This window comes from Acuticoccus sediminis (genome assembly GCF_003258595.1).
GTDB lineage: Bacteria > Pseudomonadota > Alphaproteobacteria > Rhizobiales > Amorphaceae > Acuticoccus > Acuticoccus sediminis.
The window spans coordinates 342,156-358,320 of the sequence record NZ_QHHQ01000005.1; the positions used below are offsets into that span (position 1 = coordinate 342,156).

At 68.6% G+C, this 16,165-nt stretch carries 15 protein-coding genes; 9 read left to right on the forward strand and 6 right to left on the reverse strand.

Annotated features, from left to right (window positions below; all coding sequences use genetic code 11):
- Positions 1-24 precede the first annotated feature (24 nt).
- The 3 genes from DLJ53_RS23200 to DLJ53_RS23210 all read left to right on the forward strand — a co-directional run bounded on the left by DLJ53_RS23200 (position 25) and on the right by DLJ53_RS23210 (position 3,509).
- The gene (locus DLJ53_RS23200) at positions 25-960 is read left to right on the forward strand and encodes an RluA family pseudouridine synthase (RefSeq protein WP_111349942.1); all 936 of its coding nucleotides are present in this window, start codon (positions 25-27) and stop codon (positions 958-960) included.
- Positions 961-1,071: 111 nt separating this feature from the next.
- The gene (locus DLJ53_RS23205; RefSeq protein WP_111349616.1) at positions 1,072-2,574 is read left to right on the forward strand and encodes a phytoene desaturase; all 1,503 of its coding nucleotides are present in this window, start codon (positions 1,072-1,074) and stop codon (positions 2,572-2,574) included.
- Positions 2,571-3,509 carry a phytoene/squalene synthase family protein gene (locus DLJ53_RS23210; RefSeq protein WP_111349618.1) on the forward strand — a complete coding sequence of 313 codons (939 nt, stop codon included), beginning with the start codon at positions 2,571-2,573 and terminating at the stop codon, positions 3,507-3,509. The genes DLJ53_RS23205 and DLJ53_RS23210 overlap by 4 nt, the downstream gene beginning before the upstream one ends.
- 54 nt (positions 3,510-3,563) lie before the next feature.
- On the opposite strand, the gene recF is transcribed toward DLJ53_RS23210, so the two are convergent.
- The 6 genes from recF to DLJ53_RS23240 all read right to left on the reverse strand — a co-directional run bounded on the left by recF (position 3,564) and on the right by DLJ53_RS23240 (position 10,356).
- Positions 3,564-4,694 (reverse strand): DNA replication/repair protein RecF, encoded by a 1,131-nt coding sequence (gene recF / locus DLJ53_RS23215; RefSeq protein ID WP_111349619.1) that lies wholly within the window; start codon positions 4,692-4,694, stop codon positions 3,564-3,566.
- A 16-nt stretch (positions 4,695-4,710) separates the two neighbouring features.
- Positions 4,711-5,829 carry a DNA polymerase III subunit beta gene (gene dnaN / locus DLJ53_RS23220; protein WP_111349621.1) on the reverse strand — a complete coding sequence of 373 codons (1,119 nt, stop codon included), beginning with the start codon at positions 5,827-5,829 and terminating at the stop codon, positions 4,711-4,713.
- A gap of 222 nt (positions 5,830-6,051) precedes the next feature.
- Complete coding sequence (dnaA, locus tag DLJ53_RS23225; protein ID WP_111349623.1) at positions 6,052-7,521, reverse strand: chromosomal replication initiator protein DnaA; 1,470 nt, start codon at positions 7,519-7,521, stop codon at positions 6,052-6,054.
- A gap of 136 nt (positions 7,522-7,657) precedes the next feature.
- Positions 7,658-8,092 carry a rhodanese-like domain-containing protein gene (locus tag DLJ53_RS23230; RefSeq protein ID WP_211100661.1) on the reverse strand — a complete coding sequence of 145 codons (435 nt, stop codon included), beginning with the start codon at positions 8,090-8,092 and terminating at the stop codon, positions 7,658-7,660.
- A 1,095-nt stretch (positions 8,093-9,187) separates the two neighbouring features.
- Positions 9,188-9,451 (reverse strand): 30S ribosomal protein S20, encoded by a 264-nt coding sequence (gene rpsT / locus DLJ53_RS23235; RefSeq protein ID WP_111349625.1) that lies wholly within the window; start codon positions 9,449-9,451, stop codon positions 9,188-9,190.
- A 128-nt stretch (positions 9,452-9,579) separates the two neighbouring features.
- Entirely contained in the window at positions 9,580-10,356 is a 777-nt protein-coding gene (locus tag DLJ53_RS23240) for an enoyl-CoA hydratase (protein ID WP_111349626.1), read from the reverse strand.
- A gap of 141 nt (positions 10,357-10,497) precedes the next feature.
- Between DLJ53_RS23240 and zapE the strand changes: the two genes are divergently transcribed.
- The 6 genes from zapE to sucC all read left to right on the forward strand — a co-directional run bounded on the left by zapE (position 10,498) and on the right by sucC (position 16,084).
- On the forward strand, positions 10,498-11,607 hold the full coding sequence (gene zapE / locus DLJ53_RS23245) for a cell division protein ZapE (RefSeq protein WP_111349628.1): 1,110 nt from the start codon (positions 10,498-10,500) through the stop codon (positions 11,605-11,607).
- 217 nt (positions 11,608-11,824) lie between these two features.
- A complete protein-coding gene (mdh, locus tag DLJ53_RS23250; RefSeq protein ID WP_111349629.1) occupies positions 11,825-12,787 on the forward strand; it encodes a malate dehydrogenase in 963 nt (320 codons plus the stop codon).
- 40 nt (positions 12,788-12,827) lie between these two features.
- Positions 12,828-13,247 carry an invasion associated locus B family protein gene (locus DLJ53_RS23255; RefSeq protein WP_111349631.1) on the forward strand — a complete coding sequence of 140 codons (420 nt, stop codon included), beginning with the start codon at positions 12,828-12,830 and terminating at the stop codon, positions 13,245-13,247.
- A 363-nt stretch (positions 13,248-13,610) separates the two neighbouring features.
- Positions 13,611-14,201: a hypothetical protein gene (locus DLJ53_RS23260; RefSeq protein ID WP_146620070.1), complete on the forward strand. Its 591-nt coding sequence runs from the start codon at positions 13,611-13,613 to the stop codon at positions 14,199-14,201.
- Positions 14,202-14,282: 81 nt separating this feature from the next.
- On the forward strand, positions 14,283-14,813 hold the full coding sequence (locus DLJ53_RS23265) for a GNAT family N-acetyltransferase (RefSeq protein WP_111349634.1): 531 nt from the start codon (positions 14,283-14,285) through the stop codon (positions 14,811-14,813).
- A gap of 80 nt (positions 14,814-14,893) precedes the next feature.
- Positions 14,894-16,084: an ADP-forming succinate--CoA ligase subunit beta gene (gene sucC, locus DLJ53_RS23270; protein ID WP_111349636.1), complete on the forward strand. Its 1,191-nt coding sequence runs from the start codon at positions 14,894-14,896 to the stop codon at positions 16,082-16,084.
- The last annotated feature ends 81 nt before the right edge of the window (positions 16,085-16,165 follow it).

A 16,165-nucleotide genomic window follows, 5' to 3' on the forward strand; every position in this document is an offset into this window, starting at 1 on the left:
TTGGAAGACGGCGAGACCTACACCATGGAAGCGAGCGGGCGCGCCGATGCGCTCCTCGCCGCCGCCTCTGGATTGAGCCGCACCCGCGTGCAGGCGCTGATAAAGTCGGGCGCCGCAAAACTCAACGGCCAAGCGCTCCTCGACCCGTCCACGCGCCTGTCGCCAGATGACGCGGTGACGCTCGTCGTCCCCCCGCCGGCACCCGCCGAACCGCTCCCCGAGGCGATCCCGCTCGACGTCCTCTACGAGGACGACGCGGTCCTCGTCCTCGACAAGCCGGCAGGGATGGTGGTCCATCCGGCCGCGGGTCATGCGTCCGGGACGCTCGTCAACGCGCTGCTGGCGCACTGCGCGGGGTCGCTGTCGGGGATCGGCGGGGTGGCGCGGCCGGGGATCGTCCACCGCCTCGACAAGGACACGTCCGGCGTCATGGTGGTCGCGAAGTCGGACGCGGCGCACCAGTCGCTGGCGGCGCAGTTCGCCGACCATGGACGCACCGGCCCGCTGCGGCGCCGCTACCGCGCCTTCGCCTGGGGCACGCCGGAGCCGCCCTACGGCGTCATCGACAAGCCGCTGGCGCGCCACCCCACCGACCGCCAGCGCTTCGCCGTGCGGGCGAGCGGCAAGGAGGCGATCACGCACTACCGCACCCTGCGCACCCTCGGCCCGGTGTCGGAGATGGAGCTGGAGCTGGAGACCGGCCGCACGCACCAGATCCGCGTGCACATGACCGCGATCGGCACGCCCCTGGTGGGCGATCCGGTCTACGGCGCCGGCTTCGCCACCAAGGCGAACCGCCTCCCGCCCGCCGCGAAGGCCGCCGCGCAGGCGCTCGGCCGGCAGGCGCTCCACGCCGCGCACCTCACCTTCGCCCACCCGCTGACCGGCGAGGTGATGAGCTTCGATTCGCCCCTCCCCCCCGACCTCGCATCGTTCGCCGACGTGCTCGCCGCGGCATGAGCGGCGGACGGTGGAGGACCAGCGGCGAAAGGCAGCAGCGCCACGGTGTCGCCCAACATTGGCCGCGCGCAACCGTCCACTAGTTCTCCACGCGTGATTCGGGAGAGTGGGATGCAGCGTGCGATCGTCATTGGAGCCGGCTTCGGGGGTCTCGCCCTCGCCATCAGGCTGCAATCGGCCGGAATCGCCACGACGCTGCTGGAGGCGCGGGACAAGCCCGGCGGCCGCGCCTATGTCTACGAGGACGCCGGCTTCACCTTCGACGCCGGCCCCACCGTCCTCACCGACCCGACCTGCCTCGAGGAACTCTTCTCCCTCACCGGCCGGACGATGGACGAGTACGTCTCGCTGGTCCCCGTCTCGCCCTTCTACCAGCTCCGCTGGCAGGACGGCACGGTGTTCGACTACGTCAACAACCAGGACCAGCTCGACCGGCAGATCCACGACATCAACCCCAGGGACGTGGAGGGCTACGCGCGCTTCCTCGCCTACTCGAAGGCGCTGCTGGAGGAGGGCTACGTCAAGCTGGGCGCCTCCCCGTTCCTGTCCATGGGCTCGATGCTGCGCGTCGCCCCGCAGCTCGTCCGGCTGAAGAGCTACCGGACACTCTACGCGCGCGTCGCGAACTTCATCGAGGACGAGCGGTTGCGCCAGGCGTTCTCGTTCCACACGCTCCTCGTCGGCGGCAACCCGTTCGCCACCAGCGCGATCTACGGGCTGATCCACGCGCTGGAGCGGCGCTGGGGGGTCTGGTTCGCCGAGGGGGGCACCGGGGCGCTGATCGCGGCGCTGGTGCAGCTCTTCGAGGAGCTGGGCGGCACCATGCGCCTCTCCGCCCCCGTCCGGCGGATCGAGACGGAGGGCGAGCGGGTCACCGGCGTGCGCCTTGCCACGGGCGAGCGGCTCCGAGCCGACCTCGTCGCCAGCAACGCCGACGTCATGCACACCTACAAGACGCTGCTGGGAGAGACCGCGCGGGGTCAGGCCGAGACGCGGCGGCTCTCCGGCAAGCGCTACTCGAACTCGCTGTTCGTGGTCTATTTCGGCCTCGACCGGGACGTGCCGAGCGACCTGCCGCACCACACGATCCTGTTCGGCCCGCGCTACCGGGAGCTGATCGACGAGATCTTCACCGGTCCCGGCCTGCCAGAGGACGTCTCGCTCTACCTCCACGCGCCGACGAAGACGGACCCGTCGATGGCGCCGGAGGGGATGAGCGCCTACTACGTGCTGGCCCCGGTGCCGCACCTCGGCGCGGCGCCGATCGACTGGGACGAGGTCGGCCCGCTCTACCGCGACGCGATCCTCGCCGAGGTCGAGCGGCGGGCGATCCCGCGGCTGCGCGAGACCATGGTGACGTGCCGCACCTTCACGCCGGCGGATTTCTCGCGCGAACTCAACGCGCACCTCGGCTCGGCCTTCTCGCTGGAGCCGATCCTGACGCAGTCCGCCTTCTTCCGCTGCCACAACCGGGACGACGTCTACTCCAACCTCTACTTCGTCGGGGCGGGGACGCATCCGGGCGCGGGCGTGCCGGGCGTCGTCGGCTCGGCGAAGGCGACGGCGCGGCTCATCGTCGGCGACGCCGTGCCGATGCCGCTCGCCGCCGAATGAGCGACGCGGCGGCCGCCCGCGCGACCATCGCCCGGGGCTCGCGCAGCTTCGCGGCCGCCTCGACGCTGATGCCGCGCGCCCTGCGCGACGACGTCGCCCGCCTCTACGCCTGGTGCCGCCACGCCGACGACGTCATCGACGGGCAGGTGCTGGGTCACGGGGAGCGGCCGGTCGACGACCCGGCCGCGCGCCTCGCCGAGCTGCGCCGGGCGACCGACGAGGCGCTCGCCGGCCGTGCGTCCTCGCCCGTGTTCGCCGGGTTCGCCGAGGTCGCGCAGCGGCATGCGATCCCCCGCGCGCTGGCCCACGACCACCTCGACGGCTTCGCGATGGACGTCGAGGGGCGAACGTATGAGACCCTCGATGACCTCGCCGCCTACTGCTACGGGGTCGCCGGCGTGGTGGGGGTGATGATGGCGCTCGTGATGGGCGTCGCGCCCGGCGAGGACGACACCCTGGACCGCGCCTCGGACCTCGGCCTCGCCTTCCAGATGACCAACATCGCGCGGGACGTGGTTGCGGACGCCGCGGTGGGCCGGATCTACCTGCCGTCGGACTGGCTCGCGGAGGCGGGCGTGCCGGCCTCCCCCGGCGCGCTCGGCCATCCCGGCCACGCCGGAGAGGTCCACCGCGTCGCCGTCCGCCTCGTGCGGGCGGCGGAGCCCTACTACCGCTCCGCCCGCGCCGGGCTGATGCACCTTCCGTTGCGCGCCCGCTGGGCCGTGGCGGCGGCGAGCGGGGTGTACCGCGAGATCGGCGTCCGGCGGCAAGCCGCGGGGCCGGAGGGTCTCGCCGAGCGTGTCGGCACCAGCGGTTCGGAAAAGTTCCGCCTGATTGCCGGTGCCCTCGGGCCCGCGATCAGCCCGCCCCGGGCGTCCATCCCGCGCGACGGCCTCTGGACCCGCCCCCGCCGGCACCCGTCGCCGGCCACCTGACGCCTCGACCGCCGTGCGGCCGCGTCCATCGCGGTGGCGGAGCACAGGGGCCGCTCAGGCGTCGTTCTGTGGCGTGATCGTCCCCGCCTCGACGCGGAAGCGGTCGGCGCGGTCCCCGAGCGCGGTGAAGAGCGAATCGTCGGTGCCGGTCATGAAGGTCTGCGCGCCGAGCCCGTCCAGCGTGTCGTAGAGCGCGGCGCGCCGGCCGGGATCGAGGTGCGCCGCCACTTCGTCGAGGAGGAGGATCGGCGTCTCGCCGGTGACGCGGGTGACGAGCGCCGCGTGGCCGAGGACGATGCCGATCAGGAGCGCCTTCTGCTCCCCCGTCGAGGCGAGCGCCGCCGGCATGTCCTTCTCGACATGCGTCACCGACATGTCGACGCGGTGCGGCCCGGAGAGCGTCCGCCCCGCCGCCCTGTCGCGCGTCCGCCCGTCGCGCAGGCGCCGCGCGAAGGCGGCCCCGTCCGCATCCCCCTCGTCGCCGTTCAGCGCGAGGACCGCCTGCGGGAAATCGCCGCCGGCGGCCGCCCGCACGGCCTGCGCCGCGTTGAGCTTGACGATCAGTTCGACCCGCGCGGCGGCCATCGCGGCGCCGTGCTCGGCCATCTCGCGCTCCACCGCCTCGTACCAGGAGGGATCCGAGACGCCGTCCTCGAACATCTTGTTGCGCTGGCGCATGGCGCGCTCGTACGCGTTGGCGCGGCGGCCGTGGTAGGGAAAGAGCGCGAGGGCCAGCCGGTCGAGGAAGCGCCGGCGGTCGGAGGTGCCGCCGCTGAAGAGGCCGTCCATCGCCGGGGTGAGCCACAGGATCCGGGCGACGCGGGTGAGGTCGTCGGGCCGCGCGTCGGCGCCGTCGATCCGCACCAGCCGGCTTCCCTCCCCCTGGAGGCCAGTGCCGATGGCGCTCTCCTCCCCGCCCTTGTCGACCCGCGCGGACACCGCCCAGCCGGTCTCGAACGGCGCGCCCTGGCGGACCATCTCGGCATAGGTCGCGCGGCGCAGCCCGCGCCCCGGCGAGAGCAGCGAGATCGCTTCGAGAACGTTGGTCTTGCCCGACCCGTTGGGTCCCGCGAGCACGACATGGTCGCGCGAGGTGGTGAGGCGGGCCTCGGTGTAGTTGCGGAAATTGGAGAGGCCGATGCGCGTCAGGCGGACGCGTGCGGGCGGCGGCTCCGGGAGTGCCACGCGGATCGGCGCGTCCTCAGACGCGCATCGGCATCAGCACGTAAAGGGTCTTCTCCGCGTCACCGTCGTGGATCAGCGTCGGCGAGCCGGGATCGGCGAGCGCGAACGTCGCGTTCTCGGAGGAGAGCTGGCTCGTGATGTCGAGCAGGTATTTCGAGTTGAAGCCGATATCGAGCGGCTCGCTGTCAAAGTCGACCACCAGCTCGTCCGTCGCGGTGCCCGAATCCGGGTTGATGACGGAGAGGGTCAGCGCGCCGTCCGTCAGCGACAGCTTCACCGCGCGGCCCCGCTCCGAGGAGACGGTGGAGACGCGGTCGACGGCGGAGGCGAAGTCCAGCCGGTCGACGTGCATGATCTTGGTGTTGTTCTTCGGGATCACCCGGTCATAGTCCGGGAAGGTGCCGTCGATGAGCTTGGACGTCAGCACGACGTTGGCGAAGGACACCCGGATCTTGGTGTCGGACAGTTCGACCGTGAGCTCGACCTCGGGATTGTCCATCAGGCGCTGCAGCTCGCCGACGGTCTTGCGAGGTACGATGACGCCGGGCATCCCGGCGGCGCCGTCCGGCGCCTCGATCTGCGCCTGGGCGAGGCGGTGCCCGTCGGTCGCGACGGCGCGGAACATGGTCCCGTGGGGCGTGTCGACGGTGTGGAAGTAGATGCCGTTCAGGTAGTAGCGCGTCTCCTCCGTGGAGATCGCGAACTGCGTCCGGTCGATCAGCCACTTGAAGTCGGCGGCCTTCAGCTTGAACGAGTTGGTGAACTCCCCGCCGGAAATGTCCGGATAGTCGCTCTCGGGCAGCATCTGCAGGGCGAAGCGGGAGCGGCCGGCGGTGAGGGTCATGGTCGACCCGTCCGGGTTGGTCTCCAGCGCGATGCGGGCGCCTTCGGGGATCTTGCGCACGATGTCGTGCAGCATGTGGGCCGGGACGGTGATGGCGCCGGGCTGCTCGACCCCGGCCTCCACGGTCTCGACGAGCTCGAGGTCGAGGTCGGTGGCCTTCAGCGTCAGGGACGCCCCATCGGCCCGGATGAGCACGTTTGACAGAATGGGGATCGTGTTGCGGCGCTCAACGACCCGCTGGACGTGGCTGAGGGGCTTCAACAGATGGGCCCGTTCGAGGGTCGCACGCATACCGGGAGTCCGTCGGAAAGGCGCGGGGATACCCGCTGGGAGGGTACGTTGACCAGATGGTGGCCGTGGTTGCAAGACTTGGCACCCGGCAACGCGTCTGCGGCACCATCGGTCCACAAATTGCCGAGAATGTCAGCCCCCCGAAGGGCACTGATCCCCGCTCGGGGCAAAAAAAGAGGCCCGGAGGGATCCGGGCCTTCACTGATACGGAACGCTGGTGTCTTACTGGTCGAGGAGACGCTTCAAGGTCTCGATGTCCTCGGCCATCTGGGTGTCCTTCGTGATCAGGTCCTCGACCTTGCGGACCGCATGCAGGACGGTCGTGTGGTCGCGGTTGCCGAAGCGGCGGCCGATCTCCGGCAGGGAGCGCGGCGTCAGTGTCTTGGACAGATACATCGCGATCTGCCGCGGGCGCACGATCACCTTGGTGCGGCGCGCCGAAACGAGGTCCTGCCGCGACACATTGAAGTGCTGCGACGTGACGCGCTGGATGTCCTCGATCTTGGGCTTCTTGCTCTCACGGGCGCGAAGCAGATCACGCAGCGCGTTTTCGGCCATCTTGAGGTCGATCGGCGCCGAGGTCAGCTGGTTGTGGGCGACGAGGCGGTTCACCGCACCGTCGAGGTCGCGCCCGTTGGTCGTGATCGAGCGGGCGACGAAGTCGATGACCTCCTCCGGGAAGTTGAGGTCGTCGAACATCTCGCGCTGGGCCGCGATCCGCTGCTCGAGGATCGCCTTGCGCATGCCGTAGTCCGGCGGCGTCAGTTCCACGAGGAGACCGCCGCTGAGGCGCGAGCGGACCCGCGCATCGAGACCCTCCAAATCGGCCGGAGCCCGATCGGCGGCGATCACCACCTGGCGCTGGCTGTCGACGAGGGTCGTCAGGGTATGCCCGAACTCTTCCTGCACCTTGGCGCCATTCAGGAACTGGATGTCGTCGATGAGCAGGACGTCGATATCACGCAGGATGTCTTTGAACGAGATCGTCGTGCGGTTCATCACCGCGGAGACGAAGCGGTACATGAAGTGCTCGGCCGTCAGGTACAGCGTGCGGCGAGCCGGGTTGACGGTCCCCGTCGCGGAGGCGATCGCCTGCAACAGGTGCGTCTTGCCGAGCCCGACGGCGCCGGTGACGAAGAGCGGGTTGTAGGCGGCCCGTTCACCGGGCTGCGCAAAGGCGACCTTCTTGGCCACCGCGACCGCGAGCTGGTTCGACGGCCCCTCGACGAGGCTCTCGAACGTGTATCGCTGCTCCAAGGTCGAGCCCTCGAGGCCGCCAGCCGAGTTCGGCGGAACTTGAGGGCCGTCGATCTGACGGCGCGGGGCGGCCGACCCGCTGGTCTGATCGACGGTGTTGGGGGCACCCGCGGCGGGACCGCTGCGGCGGGTGGGAGCCGATTTGGGGCGCAGGGAGCTGCGCACCTTGAAGCGCACTTCGCCGATCCCCGGGCGCAGGGCGCGCCAGCGCTGGACGATGTCCGTCGCATAGTGCGTCTGCACCCAGTGGCGAATGAACGACGTCGGAGTCGAAAGGTCGACCACCTTCTCCGACGCGCTCTCGAACTCGATCCGCTCGAACCACGACGTGTAGATGTCTTCGCCGTGGACGGACCGAAGCTCACACTTAATCTGAGACCAAATATCGCTATCGTTGCTTTGAGTCGTTCCGGCCGATGCTTGGGTTGGCTCCATCGTTCGCACTACTCCTGAAGGTCCCGTGTATGAATTTCTTGCCCGGACACCGCTTGAACTCGGCACAAACCCTCCCCGCCGGGCGCCCGGGTGCGCTCCGCAAGGACTCGACTGACGACGCGTGGGTCTTTGGTCGTTAATTCTGCCGCCACGGAAGCCCGGAGGCTTTCCACCCGGCGACAGTTCCACGGTGCCCGTGTGCGTCCGGCGGCCCTTCGAAGCCATCGGTCACGTTGAAGCACCTTTCGTAGCCGAGAGCGCTCATCAGCCTCGCGGCGGCGAGGCTGCGCGCCCCGCTGCGACAGATGAAGTACAGCGCTGTCGACTTGTCAGGGCAGGCGCTCTGGAGCGTCTGGCCGAAATCGTCCGAGACCGCCATCGTCGGGAACACCTGCCACTCGAGGAGGACGGGCTCACGCGACGGGGTCGAGCTGACGTCGGGCAGACCGACATAGGCCCATTCGGCCTTCGTCCGGACGTCGACCAGACGAGCCGACGGGTCCGCCGTCAGCTCCTGGAACGTCTCCGCCGGCGTGACCTCGGCAATGGGTGAATGTTCGCTCTGCATCATGGACAATATTCCTCCTCCGGGCGAACAGTCGCCCGGTTTTGGGTACCGGAAGCCTTCTTAAAGGGATCGCTACAGGAACGCGAACCGTGGCTAAGCCGGACCGGTGACGCAAAAAGCAGATGCGATACCGCAACCTGAAATTGCATTCACCGACATGCCCATGACCCTCTTCGACGTTAACTGCCCAGTTTCGCGGACGACCTGGGCTTGTCTATTTCCAACGGGGTTCGTTGCCCCGTCGGCTGATTAACTTCTCGCACGAGGGGACAGCGAGGGCAAGCACCTCGGCGCAGCAGAATCCGACGAATTGTTTAGCAAATCCGCACCTGCCGGCGCTTTTGCATAGCGGCCTTCGAAAAACGCGTGGCACGCAAAGGGGTTCGCAATCAGGCGTGAATTTGTACCCGATCGGAAATTTTTTTGGTTGACCGGCTGACGGAATCGGCGGGTGGAGCCGTTAACTTCGCTGGCAAAAAATCACACGGACATCGCTAAAATTTGTCACGTCGATGGCCAACTTTTCTTCTTTAGGTTGCGACCCTCTCACACCCGACACCGTAGGGGCGATGGGAATTTTCCCATCTCTCCGTCCGACCGGTCACGGAAACCATATCCGGTGAAACTGAGATTTACATGACGGAACCGTGACATGTTGTCAGCTCCCGGGACCACCGGACGTTCGCTTTGTCCCCAGCTGACACGTCCGGACAGGCGGCTGCCGCGCCGTCCGCAAAGGTTGCCGGCTAACCACCGGAGGGAGTGGAAACGGGCATCCGGTTGCGGACAAAAATGACCGAACCCAAGGTTGGGATGCGCTGGCGGCCACTCGGGGGACATGATTCTGTCCACAGGGCCCGGTCGGGCTAACCCCTCGAACAATGTCCGAAACCGGAGTTTGGTTCCGCGGGGTACCGCTCAAAATTGAGGCAGAACGGTGGCTGCCGTCCCCCGCAAACAATTTCGCCGGCGAAGCGAATGCTCCGTCCGGCGGAATGTCATCGAGCGAGGATGTTTGCTGGCCCCGGCGTCGGCGGGCGGCCGACCGGACCGCCGGACAGGGCCGCCGAGCGTGACCACCCGGCAGAGCGTCTCAGCTCAGGCGATCGCCTTCACGCGGCTCGCGAGGCGCGAGATCTTCCGGGAGGCGGTGTTCTTGTGAAGGATGCCCTTCTGGGCGGCGCGCATGATCTCGGGCTGCGCGGCCTGGAAGGCCTCCTGCGCGGCGCCCTTGTCGCCGGCCTTGATCGCGTCCTCGAGCCTGCGGACGAACGTGCGCATGCGCGAGCGGCGGGCACCGTTGATCTCCGTCCGCTTCTTCAGCTTGCGGACCATCTTCTGTGCGGACTTCGTGTTAGCCATGTACTCTTCCAATGACGGCGAGCGGGCGCCGGGGGGCGCGTCCCGCACCGCATCCGCTCGCTCGCATGACAAGATTGAAGCGCGCGCCTATCGCTTCAAGAGGCACACGTCAAGTCTTTTGCTCTTTTTCAGCGGTTCCGGAAGGAGGGTTTGCGCTTCTCCACGAAGGCCGCCATGCCCTCTTTTTGATCGTCCGTGGCGAAGAGTCCATGGAAAATCCGCCGTTCGAACCGACAACCCTCAGACAAGGTCGTCTCGAAGGCGCGATTGACGCTCTCCTTGCCGGCGAGCACCGACGGGAGCGAGCGCGAGGCGATGGTCGCCGCCGCCTTCTTCGCCTCGTCCATCAGCTCCGCCGCCGGGACGACGCGCGAGACGAGGCCGGACCGCTCCGCCTCCTCCGCGCTCATCATCCGCCCGGTCAGCACCATGTCCATCGCCTTGGCCTTGCCGATGGCGCGCGTCAGGCGCTGCGTCCCGCCGACGCCGGGGATGACACCGAGGTTGATTTCCGGCTGGCCGAACTTCGCCGTGTCCGCCGCGATGATGAAGTCGCACATCATGGCGATCTCGCAGCCGCCGCCGAGTGCGAAGCCCTGCACCGCCGCGATCACCGGCTTGCGCATCGTCCCGACACGGTCCCACTTCGCCAGGAAGTCGTCGCCGAACGCGTCCCAGAAGGACTTGGTCGCCATCTCGGTGATGTCGGCGCCGGCGGCGAAGGCCTTCTCCGAGCCGGTGATGATCATGCAGCCGATGGCCGGGTCGGCGTCGAACGCGCCGAGGGCGTCGACCAGCTCGTCGACCAGCTGCGCGCTGAGGGCGTTGAGCGCCTTCGGGCGGTTGAGGGTGACGATGCCCACGGCGCCGTCGGTCTCGGTCAGGATCGTTTCGTATTCGGCCACGCCGTCCTCCCAGTTGAACCGGGCACGACCGGTACCACTCCCCCGCCGCGGGGCAAGGCTTTTGGCGTACCGCACTTTCTGGCAAGACGGATCCACCCACCAGACAGCGCCTCCTTAATTAACTGCGGACGACATATCCTGATGACCAACCGCGTGACCCAACGCTACGAGGCTCTCGTCGCCGAAGGCGAGGTGCAGCACGACCCCGCGCAGCTCGCCGTGGCCGCGGCCCTCGACGACGTGGCGAGCGACCTCTCGGCCCAGGAGGGCGGCGTCGGCGGTTTCTTCCGGCGCCGGCTCGGCCGCACACCGCGCGCGGTGAAGGGACTCTATGTCTGGGGCGAGGTGGGGCGCGGCAAGACGATGCTGATGGACCTCTTCTTCGACACCATCGACGTCGAGAAGAAGCGCCGCATGCACTTCAACGACTTCATGGCGGAGGCGCACGGAAGGATCGCCGCCCTGCGCAAGGAGAAGGCCGACGACGCGGTCCAGAAAGCGGCCGACGACATGGCCGAGGAGGCGCGCGTCCTCGCCTTCGACGAGTTCGCCGTGACCGACATCGCCGACGCGATGATCCTCGCCCGCCTCTTCCGCCAGCTCTTCGCGCGCGGGGTCACTCTGGTCGCGACCTCCAACGTGGCGCCGAACGACCTTTATAGAGACGGCCTCAACCGCCAGCTCTTCGTCCCCTTCATCCACCTCCTGCGCGAGTACGTCGACGTCGTCCGCCTCGACGCAGACGTCGACTACCGGCTCGACCGGCTGAAGGACTTCCGGGTCTGGTTCGGCCCGGGCGACGAGGGCTTCGAGCGGCTGTGGCAGACGCTCCTCGGCGAGCGCACCGCCGAGCCGGCCACCGTCAAGGTCGCCTCGCGCTCGCTGGCGGTGCCGCGGGCGGCCGGCGGCATGGCGCGCTTCACCTTCGCCGAGCTCGTCGAGGCGCCCCGCAGCGCCAACGACTACATCGCCCTCGCCAAGCGCTTCCACACCATCTTTCTGGAGGATGTCCCGGTGCTGTCGCCGGCGCGGCGGGAGACCTCGCGGCGCTTCATCAACCTCGTCGACGTCCTCTACGACCAGAAGGTCCGGCTGATCGTCACGGCGGCTGCCGAGCCGGACGCGCTGTTCGACGCCGGCGAGGACGGTGGCCGCTACGAGGGCTTCGCCTTCGCCCGCACCGCCTCGCGCCTCCACGAGATGCGCTCGGCGAGCTACCTGTCTGACCTCGAATCGACTCCCCTCACCTGACCCCCCGCCCGCCGCACGGTGACGCGCGCCGCTCCGCCGGCCCGGCCCGCAGCGGTTGCATTGCATGCCATCGAACTACGTGGGCGTGCAGATGCGGCCGGTTTCGGGGCCCTCCCCGGCCCCCCGCTCCATCCCGATGCCGCTTAAACTTGCTTGCGGGGGATGGGGGAACGCGCTAGCCCCTCGGCGATACCGTACAATTCCCTCGGAAATGCACATGGCACGCTCGAAAATCGCTCTCATCGGCTCTGGCCAGATCGGCGGCACGCTCGCACACCTCGCGGGCCTCAAGGAGCTGGGTGACGTCGTCCTGTTCGACATCGCCGAAGGCACCCCGCAGGGCAAGGCGCTGGACCTCTACCAGTCCTCGCCCATCGACGGCTTCGACTCCCGGCTCTCCGGCGCCAACGACTACAGCGCCATCGCCGGCGCCGACGTCGTCATCGTGACGGCCGGCGTGCCGCGCAAGCCCGGCATGAGCCGCGACGACCTTCTCGGCATCAACCTCAAGGTCATGAGCTCGGTCGGCCAGGGCATCAAGGAGAACTGCCCGGACGCCTTCGTGATCTGCATCACCAACCCGCTCGACGCGATGGTCTGGGCGCTGCAGAAGTTCTCGGGCCTGCCGGAGAACAAGGTCGTCGGCATGGCCGGCGTGCTCGACTCGGCCCGCTTCCGCACCTTCCTCGCCATGGAATTCGACGTCTCCGTCGAGGACGTGACGGCGTTCGTGCTCGGCGGCCACGGCGACACGATGGTTCCGCTGACCCGCTACTCCACCGTCGCCGGCGTTCCCCTCCCGGACCTGGTGAAGCTCGGCTGGACCACGCAGGAGAAGCTCGACTCCATCGTCCAGCGCACCCGAGACGGCGGCGCGGAGATCGTCGGCCTGCTGAAGACGGGCTCCGCCTTCTACGCCCCGGCCGCGGCGGCGATCCAGATGGCCGAGTCCTACCTGAAGGACAAGAAGCGCGTGCTGCCGTGCGCGGCGCACCTGTCGGGCCAGTTCGGCGTCGACGACCTCTACGTCGGCGTGCCGGTGGTGATCGGTGCCGGCGGTGTGGAGCGCATCGTCGAGATCGAGCTGCAGGGCGAGGAGAAGGCCCAGTTCGACAAGTCGGTGGACGCCGTGAAGGGCCTGCTCGATGCCTGCAAGTCGATCGACACGTCGCTGGCGTAGTCGATCGGTCCTGACAGCGGCTTTTGGCGCGGCGCTCGTTGTGACGAGCGCCGCAAACGAGCCTCGCTGGTTCGTCCAGGAGGCGCCGTCGGGCAACGTCGCGTTCTGGGGCGTGCCCGACACGGACGCCGTCGGGTTCACCGTGTCGTGCACCTCGGGATCCAACGTGATCCTGAGCCCGGCCCTCTACGCGATGAGCGAGCCCACGGGATCGCAGAAGATCCGGTTCACCGTCGACGACGACACCTACGTCCGCGACGCGCTGCTGGTGTTCAGCGAGCGCGATGCCGCCTGGCGTGCAACCGCCGTCGTCTCCACCGAGGACGAGGTGCTCACCGCGCTCAAGCGCGGCAGCACGGTGACGTACGACTTCGACCCGCCCCTTCGCGAGGGCGACGCCTTCACGGTGTCGCTGAAGGGGTCCGGCGACGCGATCAACAAGGTCATCGACGGCTGTTGATTTCCCCGCATCCGACGGCGCACCGCCTCGGACAAGTCGGCGCAGCCCATCGCGCGGCCTCCCATTGATATCAAAGTGATATTCCGGACGTCGCCGGGCCTGCGAGGCGCCGGCACCGTTTCGTGAGCCCTGCCGTGCACGCCGGAGTGTTGCAATTGGGCCGCACCTTGGTCCACCTATCGCGGTTCGCACGGCGGCCTCCGAGGCGCCGGGCGGACATGAGCGACCGAGTGACGGGCGGCCGGGCGCCGCGATCCGACCATGGACGATCGCGGCACCTCCGGGCGGGACATGCGTGAAACGGGTCCCGGTCGGGAGACGGGTCCGCGCTCGGTGACGACATCGAGTTGATGGATAGGATCCATGTACACAGCGTTGCGTACGGCAGCCGCGGTCCTGGTGATCGCGACCGCTTCGACATCCCTCCCGGCCCGCGCGGCCGACACCTGGAACGCCACGGCGGAGACCGACGATACGCCGGCGGCCTACATCCGCGTACCGGGTGAAAACGAATGGCCGGACCTCAGTGTCCACACCGTGGACGACGGGCAGCGGTCGACCGCCTTCCCCGAAACGCCGCCGCCGCCGCCGCCGCCCGAGACGATCAAGCTGGTCGTGACGTGCGACTCGGCCCAGACCCTCGCGATCCACGTGACCGGCGTCTCCTATGCCGAGCCCCGCATCATCGGCGGCCTGCAGTTCGACGTCGACGGGCACGTGATGACGCGCATCGCCTCGCTTGAGTTCTCCGACCACGACAAGGCCTGGTTCCCGGTCACCAAGGTGACGCGGCAGGACGAGTTGATGGAGCGCCTGCGCAAGGGAATGACGCTGAAGGCGTCGGTCATCGGCAACGCCGCCGACGGGCGTGTGGTGGACGTTCCGCTCGCCGGCTCCCACGCGGCCATCAACGCCGCGACCGCCCAGTGCGACGCGACGGACGCGGGCGCCTGAGCGCCGACGCATTTCCTCCGCGCTCTCCGGCGCTATGATCCGGCGAGCGCCCTCCCCGTTTCCGACCGAAGGCACGCCCCGATGGACTGGTCGCCGGTACCCGAGATCCGCACCGCGCGGCTCGTCCTCGACGCCCCCCGCCTGACCGACAAGGCCGCGGTCATTAGCTATGCGGGCGACCTTTCGGTGAGCCGCTGGCTGGTGCGCGTGCCGCATCCCTACACCGCCGCCGATGCGGACGTCTTCCTCGGCGACATCGCCCCCGCCCACGCGTGCTTCGCCGTGCGCGAGGCGGCGGGCGGCCCCCTCGCCGGCATCGTCGGCATCTCCCCGGTGGGGGCGGACGGGGGGCTCCTCGGCTACTGGTTCGGCCCGCCCTTCTGGGGCCGGGGCTACGCGACCGAGGCGGCCGCGGCGGTCGTCGCCCATGCCTTCGGCACTCTCGGCCTCGGCCGGCTCCAGTCCGGCTACCTTGCGGGAAACGTTGCCTCCTGCCGCGTTCTGGAGAAGCTCGGCTTCACCGTCACGGGCACTTCCGTGAAGTGGAATGTTGCGCTCGAGGCGGAATGCGAGCACATCGACATGTGCTTGGCCGCTCCATTCGCCCCTTGAGCGTGGACGACGACCGAAAGTCTGGTATCAGGGGCGACAGCGAAGCAGCGCCATCGACGTCGACGCGACCCGAGGATCTCATGAACATTCACGAATATCAGGCCAAACAGCTGTTGAAGACCTATGGCGCTCCGGTCGCCGAAGGTGTCGCGATCACCAGCGCCGACGAGGCTGCCGCCGCTGCCGCGAAGCTCCCTGGACCCCTCTACGTGGTGAAGAGCCAGATCCACGCCGGTGGCCGCGGCAAGGGCAAGTTCAAGGAGCTCGGCCCCGACTCCAAGGGCGGCGTGCGCCTCGCCAAGTCGATCGACGAGGTGGTCGCCAACGCCAAGGAGATGCTCGGCAACACGCTGGTCACGAAGCAGACCGGCCCCGCCGGCAAGCAGGTGAACCGCCTCTACATCGAGGACGGCGCCGACATCGCCCGCGAGCTCTACCTCTCCATCCTGGTCGACCGTTCGGCCGGCGGCGTCGCCTTCGTGGTGTCGACCGAGGGCGGCATGGACATCGAGGCCGTCGCCGAGGAGACGCCGGACAAGATCGTCACCGTGAACATCGACCCGGTCGCGGGCGTGACGGACACGGACGTCGCCAAGATCCAGCAGGCCCTCGCGCTCGAGGAGCCGGCCAAGGGTGAGATGGCGACCCTCGCCCGCCAGCTCTACAAGGCATTCACCGAGAAGGACATGAGCCTCCTCGAGATCAACCCGCTCATCGTGATGGAGAACGGCCACATCCGCGTTCTCGACGCGAAGGTCTCGTTCGACGGCAACGCGATGTTCCGTCACCCCGAGGTGGCCGAGCTCCGCGACCTCACCGAGGAGGACGCCAAGGAGATCGAGGCGTCCAAGTACGACCTCGCCTACGTCGCGCTCGACGGCACCATCGGCTGCATGGTCAACGGCGCCGGCCTCGCCATGGCGACGATGGACATCATCAAGCTCTACGGCGAAGAGCCCGCCAACTTCCTCGACGTCGGCGGCGGCGCCTCGAAGGAGAAGGTGACGGCGGCGTTCAAGATCATCACCGCCGACCCGAACGTGAAGGGCATCCTGGTCAACATCTTCGGCGGCATCATGCGCTGCGACGTCATCGCCGAGGGCGTGATCGCCGCGGTGAAGGAAGTCGGCCTGAAGGTGCCGCTGGTGGTGCGCCTCGAGGGCACCAACGTCGCGCAGGGCAAGGCGCTGCTGGACGGCTCGGGCCTCGCCATCACCTCCGCCGACGACCTCGACGACGCCGCGCAGAAGATCGTCGCCGCCGTCAAGTAAGCCCCGCGCCGCGCCTCGCGGAGGCTGAGCGGCGCAAGAGCTTCAACCGCACCGAGGCGGCCGCGTACGACGCGGCCGCCT

Excerpts from the sequence above, each read along its gene's own strand:
- DLJ53_RS23200 (WP_111349942.1), top strand. The coding sequence starts at position 25 with ATGGAAGCGAGCGGGCGCGCCGATGCGCTCCTCGCCGCCGCCTCTGGA.
- DLJ53_RS23205 (WP_111349616.1), top strand. The coding sequence starts at position 1,072 with ATGCAGCGTGCGATCGTCATTGGAGCCGGCTTCGGGGGTCTCGCCCTC.
- DLJ53_RS23210 (WP_111349618.1), top strand. The coding sequence starts at position 2,571 with ATGAGCGACGCGGCGGCCGCCCGCGCGACCATCGCCCGGGGCTCGCGC.
- dnaN (WP_111349621.1), bottom strand. The coding sequence starts at position 5,829 with ATGCGTGCGACCCTCGAACGGGCCCATCTGTTGAAGCCCCTCAGCCAC.
- dnaA (WP_111349623.1), bottom strand. The coding sequence starts at position 7,521 with ATGGAGCCAACCCAAGCATCGGCCGGAACGACTCAAAGCAACGATAGC.
- DLJ53_RS23230 (WP_211100661.1), bottom strand. The coding sequence starts at position 8,092 with ATGATGCAGAGCGAACATTCACCCATTGCCGAGGTCACGCCGGCGGAG.
- rpsT (WP_111349625.1), bottom strand. The coding sequence starts at position 9,451 with ATGGCTAACACGAAGTCCGCACAGAAGATGGTCCGCAAGCTGAAGAAG.
- zapE (WP_111349628.1), top strand. The coding sequence starts at position 10,498 with ATGACCAACCGCGTGACCCAACGCTACGAGGCTCTCGTCGCCGAAGGC.
- mdh (WP_111349629.1), top strand. The coding sequence starts at position 11,825 with ATGGCACGCTCGAAAATCGCTCTCATCGGCTCTGGCCAGATCGGCGGC.
- DLJ53_RS23260 (WP_146620070.1), top strand. The coding sequence starts at position 13,611 with ATGTACACAGCGTTGCGTACGGCAGCCGCGGTCCTGGTGATCGCGACC.
- DLJ53_RS23265 (WP_111349634.1), top strand. The coding sequence starts at position 14,283 with ATGGACTGGTCGCCGGTACCCGAGATCCGCACCGCGCGGCTCGTCCTC.
- sucC (WP_111349636.1), top strand. The coding sequence starts at position 14,894 with ATGAACATTCACGAATATCAGGCCAAACAGCTGTTGAAGACCTATGGC.